The sequence below is a fragment of the Aminivibrio pyruvatiphilus genome (assembly GCF_004366815.1).
In the GTDB taxonomy this organism is placed as follows: domain Bacteria; phylum Synergistota; class Synergistia; order Synergistales; family Aminobacteriaceae; genus Aminivibrio; species Aminivibrio pyruvatiphilus.
The window spans coordinates 1-9426 of sequence record NZ_SORI01000040.1 but is presented as its reverse complement, the minus strand read 5'-3'; the positions used below and the strand labels follow the sequence as shown (position 1 = coordinate 9426).

General features: G+C 63.8%; 9 protein-coding genes. 6 read left to right on the top strand and 3 right to left on the bottom strand.

Translation table 11 applies throughout. The annotated features are described in order from the left end of the window. Positions 1 to 46 precede the first annotated feature (46 nt). From C8D99_RS14800 to C8D99_RS14790, 3 genes are all read right to left on the bottom strand, one after another. Complete coding sequence (locus tag C8D99_RS14800; protein ID WP_243833967.1) at positions 47 to 664, bottom strand: ABC transporter ATP-binding protein; 618 nt, start codon at positions 662 to 664, stop codon at positions 47 to 49. A gap of 23 nt (positions 665 to 687) precedes the next feature. Continuing rightward, positions 688 to 1521: an ABC transporter permease gene (locus tag C8D99_RS14795; protein ID WP_133959276.1), complete on the bottom strand. Its 834-nt coding sequence runs from the start codon at positions 1519 to 1521 to the stop codon at positions 688 to 690. 109 nt (positions 1522 to 1630) lie between these two features. Then, positions 1631 to 2722, bottom strand: coding sequence for an ABC transporter substrate-binding protein (locus C8D99_RS14790; RefSeq protein ID WP_133959275.1), 1092 nt, complete (start codon positions 2720 to 2722; stop codon positions 1631 to 1633). A gap of 274 nt (positions 2723 to 2996) precedes the next feature. Here C8D99_RS14790 and C8D99_RS14785 point away from each other — a divergent pair, with 274 nt between their 5' ends. The 6 genes from C8D99_RS14785 to nagA all read left to right on the top strand — a co-directional run bounded on the left by C8D99_RS14785 (position 2997) and on the right by nagA (position 9275). Continuing rightward, positions 2997 to 3992, top strand: coding sequence for a Bug family tripartite tricarboxylate transporter substrate binding protein (locus C8D99_RS14785; protein ID WP_133959274.1), 996 nt, complete (start codon positions 2997 to 2999; stop codon positions 3990 to 3992). 73 nt (positions 3993 to 4065) lie between these two features. Then, entirely contained in the window at positions 4066 to 4584 is a 519-nt protein-coding gene (locus tag C8D99_RS14780) for a tripartite tricarboxylate transporter TctB family protein (RefSeq protein WP_166670234.1), read from the top strand. Positions 4585 to 4599: 15 nt separating this feature from the next. Next, a complete protein-coding gene (locus C8D99_RS14775) occupies positions 4600 to 6090 on the top strand; it encodes a tripartite tricarboxylate transporter permease (RefSeq protein WP_133959272.1) in 1491 nt (496 codons plus the stop codon). 19 nt (positions 6091 to 6109) lie between these two features. After that, positions 6110 to 7276, top strand: a complete 1167-nt coding sequence (locus C8D99_RS14770) for a Gfo/Idh/MocA family protein (RefSeq protein ID WP_133959271.1) — start codon at positions 6110 to 6112, stop codon at positions 7274 to 7276. 18 nt (positions 7277 to 7294) lie between these two features. Beyond that, positions 7295 to 8047 (top strand): glucosamine-6-phosphate deaminase, encoded by a 753-nt coding sequence (locus tag C8D99_RS14765; RefSeq protein ID WP_133959270.1) that lies wholly within the window; start codon positions 7295 to 7297, stop codon positions 8045 to 8047. Between the two features lie 22 nt (positions 8048 to 8069). Next, the gene (gene nagA / locus C8D99_RS14760; protein ID WP_133959269.1) at positions 8070 to 9275 is read left to right on the top strand and encodes an N-acetylglucosamine-6-phosphate deacetylase; all 1206 of its coding nucleotides are present in this window, start codon (positions 8070 to 8072) and stop codon (positions 9273 to 9275) included. The last annotated feature ends 151 nt before the right edge of the window (positions 9276 to 9426 follow it).

The following is a 9426-nucleotide window of genomic DNA, read 5'->3' as shown; positions in this document are numbered from 1 at the left end:
TGCGGTGGTCAAGTCGACGATTGTCAAAGTGCGATCATTACTTGGTTTATAGTGATTTCCCCGGCAACCTCGTTATGAATGGCCGGGAATCCAGGGTGACAAAGACCACGGTTTTCCGGGAGGCGCTCCAGATTCTCAGCAGCTCTTTCTGCAGCAGAATGCGCGTGTGGGCGTCCAGGGCGCCGAAGGGCTCGTCCATAAGCAGAATCCTCGGGTCGGCGGCCAGCGCCCGGGCAATCGCAGCCCGCTGGCGCATTCCTCCCGAAAGTTCGTGGGGGAGTGAATGGGCGAAACCCGAAAGCCCCACCAGGTCCAGGAACCGGAGGCTCCGCTCCCTGCGCCCGGCGGGCGGTATCCCTGCGAATTCCAGCCCTGCCGCGACATTCTCTTCGATGGTCCGCCAGGGAAAGAGGGAATACTCCTGAAAGACCATGCCCCGTTTCCGGTCGGGCCCCAGGACACGCTCTCCCTCGCTGGAAACGGTTCCCTCGAAGGCGGTCTCCAGCCCTGCAAGGATGCGGAGCAGGGTGGACTTGCCGCAGCCGGAGGGGCCCAGAAGGCAGACGAATTCACCCTCCCTGACGGCGAGGGAAACATAGTCCAGCGCCCTCAGCTCTTTTCCGGCCCTGGAGGTGAAGGTCTTGCAGATATTCATCGCTTCCATGATGACACCGCCGCTCATCGTTCCTACCTCGTGAGACGCTGCCATTGAAAGCTCCGTTCCTCCACGAAGCGGAACCCGTGGTCCATGGCGGCGCCGAGCAGTCCGATGGTGATCATGCCCGTGATGACGATATCCGTCCTGGCGACGGTGTAGGCGTGGGTGATCAGGTAGCCCACTCCGGAGATGCTTCCGGGCAGCATCTCGGCCGAAACGAGGCACATCCATGCCACGCCCAGCCCGATCCGGAGGCCGTTCACGATGGACGGCAGGGATGCCGGCAGCAGCACCTTGAGAAAAATGTCCCGGTCGGAGGCTCCCAAAACCCGCGCCGAGTCGACAAGAATCGAGCGGACGCCGGAGACGCCGTGCATGGTCCCGGAAAGGATGGGGTAGAACGCGCCGATGAAGATGATGAAGACCATGGAGAACTTCAGGTTGTTCAGGAAGACGTACCATGCCCCCTCCTCCACGCCGAAGAGAGTGGCGAAGCTGGCGACCCCGAACCATGCCAGCACGAGCGGAACCCAGGCCAGGGGCGGAATGGGCCGGAAAAGGCCGAGAAAGGGCGTAAAAAGTTTCGAGAGCTGTCTTTTATGCCCGAGAAGCAACCCGGCGGGAACGGCCAGGAGAACCGCCGCGGAATATCCGACGAGCACGCGGAGCATGCTGATAAGGATGTTGGAGACGAGGGACCCCATGCCGATCAAGGGGGTTCCGGGCGATGCGAAGTGGGCCGCAACCTGTCCGATCGGGGGAAGAATAACATCATTGCCTGTCCGTTCCGCCATGTACGCCCACAGGATCAAAAAGAGCGCAGGAACGAAAAGAGAAACGAAAACCGCTTTCAGATGCCGCATAGGTCCAAATCCTTTCTGTCTCCACGGGCGCAGGGAAGACCCCCTCAAGTGAGAAAAAGGGAATCTTCCCTGCGCGGGGGAAACCGGAAATTCGAGATTCTTCCGGTGATTATTTGTTGAATGAAAAGTCGAAAACCAGCGGAACAGCCTCTTCGAGGGTCTTTCCCTTCAGAGAGCCCTTGAAGCTGTTCATGCCGTTCAGCACGTCGAGGTAGACTCCGGCGCCCTTGAGCCATGAATCGCTGGGCTCGGTGCCGTAGGCGATGGTGGAGTGCTCAGTGGCTTCTTCGGGAATGCCGATCCACCGGGCGCCGATGAGCCCGGCTTCCTGGGGGTTCGTGTTGCTCCATTCCGAGGCGGCGGTGAGCAGTTTCACCACGGCTCGGGCGACTTCGGGGTGGTCGGCCAGAAAATCCGTTCTGGCGGCCGCCACGCAGCAGGGGAAGCTGGACCACCGTCCTGCGGGAGGAAGTTCCCTGAGGTCGAAGACGATTCTGCCTGTTTTCCGGACTTCAGCCACCGCAGGGAAGGGGTCCGGGCCGACCCATGCGTCCACCTGGCCGCTGGTCAGTGCGGGGGCGAGATTTCCCGTCGACTTGAGGTCCACGAGCAGCACGTTCGCCGAGAGGTCCGCTCCGTCGTGGGTGAGTTTCAGCCCGGCTTCCAGAAGCGCGCCTTCGAGGACGATCTTCGGTGCGCTGGTGGGTGAATGATAGCCTATGCGGTAGGGCTTCGACCCGCCGCGGATTGCCGCGAGAAGGGAATCCCAGTCCTTCACCGGGCTGTCGGAGGCGACCACGAACCCCATGCCCTCGGTATGGACAGGGCAGAGCACTTTGATCGGCGTACCGCCGTCAATGGAAGACATCATCGCCGGAAGGGAGCCGAGCCCTATGTTCAGGTGGTTCTGAGCGAAGAGTGTGGCCATCTCCGAGCCGCTCTTCGTCACCACGATGGTGAGCCGTGCCACCGGTGCGCCGTCTGCGATCAGATCGTACCGTTCTTTCTCCACCACGGGCTTGAGGTATGTTCCCAGGGGCTCGAAAGCCTCGCCCTTCGCCATAGCCACCATGATAGGCTGCTGGTGGGTCGTGAAAATGTACCCGAGGCTCACCCTCGGAAGCTCGGCCGCCCCGAGAGGAAGGGCAAGCGCACCAACAAGTGCCGCAGCTGCCGTAAAACGAAGAAAACGCCGTATCATTGCAATATCCACGCTCCTCGATACACATAAATGTACCAGCGGCGATGCATCACCGCTGGCCTTTTGAAAACGTTATAAAAATTATAACTCTAATAATAGTTTTTAACAAGAAAAAAAAGACCGGGCAGGGTTTTCTTCCGGAAAAGGGCGGCCAACCCGCCGCAGAAACGGAGGAAGGCACCGGGGGTGGAAAGGGCCCCCGCCGTTGACACGGGCAAATTTTAAAGTGTAGAATGTTTTGACAGATCTTACTGCACAGGAGGGATTGAAGAAGATGAAAAGTATCCGCTTCATCAGCGCCATGACGGTCCTTGTCCTGATCCTTGCGGTTTCCGGCGCGGCTTTCGCCGCGTGGCCGGAAAAACCTGTGAACGTCATCGTCCCCTGGAGCCCCGGCGGCGCGTCGGACCTCACCGCCCGTACCCTCGCCGCTGAAATGGAAAAACTGCTCGGAACCCGCCTCTCGGTCACCAACACCCCCGGCGGCGCAGGCGCCATCGGAACCCAGGCCATGTTCGACGCGGCCCGGGACGGCTACACATGGTCGGCCAACGCCGACGGCAGCATCGTCACCTACCAGGCCCTCGACATGCTGAAGCAGAGCCACAAGGACTACGCCTCCTTCATGGCGGTCTTCACGCCCAACGTCATCTGCGTTCCCGCCAACTCGCCCTTCAACGACCTGAAGGATCTCATGGATGCCATGAAGGCCCGTCCGGTCACCGTCTCCTCGGCGGGCACCGGCAGCGGCGGCCACCAGGCCGCGGAGTTCTTCCGCATGGGCACCGGCCTCGAGTACCGGCACGTTCCCTACCAGGGCGGAGCCCCCGCGGTGACGGCCACTGTCAAGGGAGAGGTGGAGGCCATCATGCAGCTCTCCATGGAAGTGACCGAAATGCTCCGGGCGAAGCAGCTCAAGGCCCTGGCCGTCATGGACGGCGAGCCCCTCGACGTGGAGGGCTACGGCGCCATCCCGCCCATCACCAAGTGGCTTCCCGACTTCCCCAGCGTGGGGAACCGGTTCGGATTCTTCCTTCCCAAGGACATCCCCGCGGACGCGAAGGAGGCCATAACCGCCGCTTTCAAGACCGCCGCCGCCTCGGACGCCATAAAGAAGTTCGCCGCGGACAGGGGGTCCAAGGTAGTGACCCTCTACGGAGAGGAAGCGGAGAAGGAGATGGAGGTCAAGGCCTCCAGGGTCTGCTGGCTCCTCTTCGAATCCGGCGTCATCAAGAACTCCCCGGACCAGTACGGAATCCCCAAGCCCTAAAACAGATCACCCGGCAGGAGGGGGGCGCATGTCCCCCCTCCTTTTTCCCACCCTTCCCCGCGGAGGTACGCCCATGGAAAAGAAAGACCTGACGTCCGGCATCGCCCTTGTCCTCACGGGAGCGGCCTTTTTCGCCGGCAGCCTGCTTCTGCCCTGGAAGGACACGGGGTACGACTGGTTCGGCGCCCCCGGCCTCGTCCCCGCCATCCTGGCCGTCCTCATCGCCCTGTGCGGCCTCCGCCTGGTCATCCGGTCCCGGAAGGAGCCCGATTTCTACGCCCGGCTCGCCGCAGGCGAAAACCCCCTTCTCTGCCCCGAAGAGGACGAAGAGAACGGCAGCGGAGGAGAGACGGCCCGCCCTGCCTGGATGCAAAAAGAAGGGCCTCGGGCGGTACTGACCGTGGCCCTCTGCTGCGCCTACGTGCTGCTCCTCGGACGGGTGCCCTACATGGCGGCCACGGCCGCCTTCATCACCGGCTTCATTCTCCTCTTCCGGGGCGCGGGCATCCTGAAGGCCCTCTTCATCGGCGGAACCGCGTCCGTTTCCATCTGGTTCGTCTTCTACAAAATCTTCGCCGTCTTTCTGCCCTGAGGGAGGGATGCCGCCATGTCCATTTCCGTCCTGTTCTCCGAATTTCTGGAACTGATGAACCCGACCAGCATCTTCAACGCCTTCTGGGCCACCGGGTTCGGCATCATCGTCGGCATGCTCCCGGGCCTCACGGCCACCATGGGAGTGGCCCTCCTCACGGGCCTCACCTTCCGCTTCATGCCCGAGCAGGCCATGGTGGTCCTCATCTCCACCTACGTGGGGTCCATCTACGGGGGCAGCCGGTCGGCCATCCTGCTCAACATACCGGGAACGCCCGCCAACGCCGCCACCTGCATCGACGGCAACCCCCTCGCCCGCAGGGGCGAGGCCGGGTACGCCATCGGCCTGGCCACCACCTCCTCGGGGATCGGCACCTTCTTCGGCCTGGTCTGCCTCGCCGTCTTCTCGCCCCTCCTGGGAAAGATCGCCCTCCAGTTCGGCTCGTGGGAGTTCTTCGTCCTCTCCATCTTCGGCATCGTCATCTGCGGCAACCTCACCGCCCCCAAAGACCCCCTGAAGGGGTGGATCGCCGGCATTGCGGGGCTGCTGCTCTCCCAGGTGGGGCAGGACCCCATACAGGCCCTTCCGCGCTTCACCTTCGGCCAGCTCCAGCTCATGGGCGGCCTATCCCTCATCCCCGTCCTCGTGGGAGCCTACGGCGTGGGGGAGATCATCGAGGTCATGCAGCGCCCCCGGGACTACACCGTCCGCACGAAGGTCCGGCAGGTTATCCCGCCCCTCCGGGACCTCTTCCGGTACTGGAAGACCATAATCCGTTCCGGGATCATCGGCGTTCTCGTGGGGGCCATCCCCGGCGTGGGGGAGGACACGGCCTCCTGGATCGCCTACGACACCGCCAAGCGGTTCAGCGACCATCCCGAGGAGTTCGGCAAGGGGTCCCATGAGGGGCTCATCGCCGCCGAGACGGCGAACAACGCCTGCATCGGCGGGGCCGTCATCCCGGTGCTCACCCTCGCCGTTCCCGGAAGCGCCCCGGCCGCGGTCCTCCTGGCCGCCATGTGGCTCCACGGCATCCGCCCCGGGCCCCTGCTGCCCATCGAGCAGCCCTTCTTCATCGGTACCGTCACCGCCATCTTCCTGCTGTCCACCATCGCCATGACGGTCCTGGGCCTCTCCCTGGTCCGCCCCCTGGTGAAGGTGCTCCAGGTGCCCCGGATGATCCTCATGCCCGTGGTCTTCACCCTCTGCTGCGTGGGCTCCTTCGCGGTGAGCGGACGGCTCTTCGACGTGTACCTCATGTTCCTCTTCGGCATCCTGGGGTACTTCATGCGCCGCAACGACTTTCCCGCCGCCCCCATGGTCCTGGGCTTCATCCTCGGCCCCATGGCGGACGACAACTTCCGGCGGGCCATGATCATCACCGGGGGTGACCTGTCCCCCTTCTTCACCCGCCCCATCTCCATCATCCTCTGGCTGCTCACCTTCGCCGTCGTCCTCGGCAGAAGCACCCTCTTCCGGAAGATGCTCCGGAGCCTGAAAAAATAACGAAGGAGGAAGAAACCTCATGAAAAAAGTGAGAATCGGAATGGTCGGCGCGGGATTCATCTCCCGCATCCACCTGGAGTCCTACAAGCGGGTCTACGGGCTCCAGGCCTCGGTGGAGGCTGTCTGCGCCCGGAGCGACACCACGAAGGACTTCGCCGCCGCCTATGGCATCCCGAAGGTGTACTCCGACTACCATGACCTCATGAAAGACCCCGACATCGACGTGGTGGACATCTGCACCCCGCCCCAGCTCCACGCCGTCATGATCGAGGAGTTCCTTTCCGCCGGCAAGCACGTGATCTCCGAAAAGCCCTTCACCGGCTACTTCGGCGTTCCGGGAGACGTGCAGCCCGTGGGGAAGGTCTGCAAGCGAAAGATGTACGACGCCGTCCTCGAGGGAATGGAGCGGACCGCCGGCATCGTCCGGAAAAGCGGCAGGCTCTTCTGCTACGCCGAGGACTGGGTCTACGCCCCCGCCGTGGCCAAGGCTTCGGAAATACTGAAGAAAACGGGGGACAAGATTCTCTTCCTCAAGGCCGAGGAAAGCCACAGCGGCTCCCACGCCTGGCACGCCGCCGAGTGGGCCCAGACGGGCGGAGGCTCCATGATCCGTCAGGGGTGCCACCCCCTGTCGGCGGTCCTTCACCTCAAGATGACGGAAGCGAAGGCCAGGGGAGAAGCCTTCTCCGTGGAGAGCGTGGTGTGCGACACCGGCGTGGTCACGGAAAAGCTCACGAAGGAAGAGCGGAGGTTCATCGCCGCAAATCCCGTGGACGTGGAGGACTGGTCCATGCTCTCCCTCACCTTCGGCGACGGCACCAAGGCCACCATCTTCTCGGGCGACTTCGTCACCGGGGGCGTGCGGAACCTCATCGAGTTCAACACCAACACGGGAACCCTGGTCTGCAACATCGCCCCCAACAACGGCATGATGACCTACGCCGCCGACGCCTCCGTGCTGAAGGACGTCTATCTCACCGAAAAGGTGGAGACCACCGCGGGCTGGCAGTACGTCCTGCTGGACGAAGAATCCGCCCGGGGGTACCTCCAGGAAGCCCAGGACTTCATGGAGTGCGTGGCCACGGGCAGGCAGCCCCTCTCCGGGCTCGACCTCGCCTACGAAACCATAAAGATCACCTACGCGGGCTACCTCTCCGCCGAAAAGGGCGAGAGGGTAAAGCTCTAGCGCCGGCAGGAGGGTATAATGAACATTCTTGTCTTCGACACGCCCGACGAACTCGCCGCCGCGGCGGCAAAGCGGGGCGCCGAACTGCTCCGGAAAACCGTGGAGGAAAAGGGCCGGGCCCGGCTGATGCTTTCCACGGGAGCGTCCCAGTTCGGCACCCTCCGGGAGCTTGTCTCCCACCCCGTGGACTGGTCAAAGGTGGAGATGTTCCACCTGGACGAGTACGTGGGCCTGCCCGAAAGCCATGGGGCAAGCTTCCGCCGGTACCTGCAGGAGCGGTTCGTCTCGAAGGTGAACCCCGGGAAGGTCCATTTCGTCAACTGGGAGGGCGGTGTGGAGAAGAACATGAAGGCCCTGTCGGAGGAAATATCCAAAGCCCCCGTGGACGTGGCCTTCATCGGCATCGGGGAGAACGGCCACATCGCCTTCAACGACCCCCCCGCCGATTTTGAGACGGAAGAGCCCTTTCTGCTGGTCACCCTTGACGATGCCTGCAGACGGCAGCAGGTGGGGGAGGGGTGGTTCCCGGCATCCGACGACGTGCCGGAGCAGGCCATAACGGCCTCGGTCCGCCAGATACTCGCGTGCCGCACCATCCTCGTGTCCGTTCCCTTCAGGGTCAAGGCCGAGGCGGTGCGGAAAACCCTGGAAAGCCCGGTGGACCCGGCAGTTCCGGCGTCCATCCTCAAGACCCACCCGGACGTGACCCTCTACCTCGACCGGGAATCCGCCTCCCTCGCCGGGGGGTACCTGCCGGACCGCTTCCGGTGAGGGGAAAGGAAGGAACACGAAGATGAACCGCCTCCTGTTCACCGGCGGCACGGTGCTGCTGCCCACGGGCTTCCGCAGGATGGACGCCGCCGTCAGCGGCGCCGTGATCTCCGCCCTCGCCCCGGACATCGCCCCTGAAGAGGGCGATGTAGTCGTCGACCTGCAGGGGGACCTGCTCGTTCCCGGCTTCATCGACATGCACGTCCACGGAGGCGGAGGGGCGGACTTCATGGACGGAACGGCCGACGCCTTCCTCACCGCCTGCCGGGTCCACGCCCGCCACGGCACCACCACCCTCTATCCCACGGCCCTCACGGCCGCAGACGAGGACATGGACGCCTTCTTCGCCGCCCTGGAGACGGCGGACAGGGCCCGGAAAGCGGCGGGGGCCTCCGCAGGCGCCCGCATCGGCGGCGTCCACGTTGAGGGGCCATGGCTCGCCCCTGCCCAGGCCGGCGCCCAGGACCCCAACTACCTCCGCACCCCCTCCGCGGAGGAGTGCGAAAAGCTGCTCGCAAGGTCGGACAGGATCGCCGTGGTCACCATGGCTCCGGAACTGGACGGCGCCTGCGAATGCGCCTCATGGCTGGCGGCCCGGGGGGTCCTCCCCGCCATGGGCCATTCCGCCGCGGACCTCGAACAGGTACGGACGGCGGTGGACAGCGGCTTCCGCCACATGGTCCACTTCTACTCCGCCATGAGCACCGTGCGGAGGGAGAACAGCTGCCGCATCCCCGGCATGGTGGAGGCGGGGTACCTCTTCGACGCCGTCACCGTGGAGGCCATCGCCGACGGGCACCACCTCCCCCTGAGCCTGCTCCGGCTCATCCACAAGGTCAAGGGGCCGGAACGGATGGCCCTGGTCACCGACGCCATGCGGGGCGCGGGCATGCCCGAGGGGCCGTCCGTCCTCGGCAGCCTGAAGAACGGCCGTGAAGTCCTGGTGGAAGGGGGCGTGGCCCGCCTTCCCGACCGGAGCGGCTTCGCCGGGAGCGTCTGCACCATGGACCGGGCCGTCCGGACCGCCGTTTCGGCGGGAATCCCCCTGGAGGACGCCCTCCGGATGGCCTCCGGGACACCCTCGAAAATCCTCGGCACCGCAGGCCGAAGAGGAGCGATACTCCCCGGCATGGACGCCGACCTGGTGAGGCTTGACGGCGATCTGAACGTCATCATGACCGTGGTGGGAGGCACAATTTTCGACCTAAATCCGCACCCTGAAAAATAAAAAACCTCTCTGGACTGTTCGGAGAACAGTGCTAAGGTAGTGTTTGCGAAGACACAACCCTTCACCAGAGAGGTGCGTTCATTATGACGGAAAAGGCGAAGAAAATCCATATCGAACTGAAGAGCGGTGAAAGCGGCATAACATCCTTCGC